The following is a 1190-nucleotide window of genomic DNA, read 5'->3' on the forward strand; positions in this document are numbered from 1 at the left end:
AAGGGTAAGTTCGAGCGCACCAAGCCGCACGTCAACGTCGGCACCATCGGTCACGTCGACCACGGCAAGACCACGCTGACCGCCGCACTGACCAAGATCGGTGCCGAGCGCTTCGGTGGCGAGTTCAAGGATTACTCCGCGATCGACGCCGCGCCGGAAGAAAAGGCCCGTGGCATCACGATCTCGACCGCACACGTCGAATACGAATCCCCGACCCGTCACTACGCCCACGTCGATTGCCCGGGCCATGCTGACTACGTCAAGAACATGATCACCGGTGCCGCCCAGATGGACGGCGCGATCCTGGTCTGCTCGGCTGCTGACGGCCCGATGCCGCAGACCCGCGAGCACATCCTGCTGTCGCGCCAGGTCGGCGTGCCGTACATCGTCGTGTTCCTGAACAAGGCCGACATGGTGGACGACGCCGAGCTGCTGGAACTGGTCGAGATGGAAGTCCGCGAGCTGCTGAGCAAGTACGACTTCCCGGGTGACGACACTCCGATCATCTCCGGTTCGGCCCGTCTGGCGCTGGAAGGCGACCAGAGCGACATCGGCGTGCCGGCCGTGATCAAGCTGGTCGAGGCCCTGGACACCTGGATTCCGGAGCCGGAGCGCGACATCGACAAGCCGTTCCTGATGCCGGTGGAAGACGTGTTCTCGATCTCGGGCCGCGGCACCGTGGTGACCGGTCGTATCGAGCGCGGCATCATCAAGGTCGGCGACGAAATCGAAATCGTCGGTATCCGTCCGGTCCAGAAGACCACCGTGACCGGCGTGGAAATGTTCCGCAAGCTGCTGGACCAGGGCCAGGCAGGCGACAACGCCGGTCTGCTGCTGCGCGGCACCAAGCGTGACGACGTCGAGCGTGGCCAGGTCCTGGCCAAGCCGGGTTCGATCAAGCCGCACACCACCTTCGAAGGCGAAGTGTACGTGCTGTCGAAGGACGAAGGCGGCCGTCACACCCCGTTCTTCAACGGCTACCGCCCGCAGTTCTACTTCCGTACCACCGACATCACCGGTAAGGCCAACCTGCCGGAAGGCACCGAAATGGTGATGCCGGGCGACAACGTGAAGATGGTCATCGAGCTGATCAACCCGGTCGCCATGGACGAAGGCCTGCGCTTCGCGATTCGTGAAGGCGGCCGTACCGTCGGCGCCGGCGTGGTCTCCAAGATCGTCGCGTAATCTGC

General features: G+C 64.0%; 1 protein-coding gene. It reads left to right on the top strand.

The window, feature by feature from the left end:
- On the top strand, positions 1–1185 hold a 1185-nt coding region (gene tuf / locus C2U58_RS19720), incomplete at its 5' end, for an elongation factor Tu (protein WP_102947329.1).
- Positions 1186–1190: the final 5 nt, after the last annotated feature.

The sequence above is a fragment of the Stenotrophomonas sp. VV52 genome, from assembly GCF_002893095.1.
In the GTDB taxonomy this organism is placed as follows: domain Bacteria; phylum Pseudomonadota; class Gammaproteobacteria; order Xanthomonadales; family Xanthomonadaceae; genus Stenotrophomonas; species Stenotrophomonas aracearum.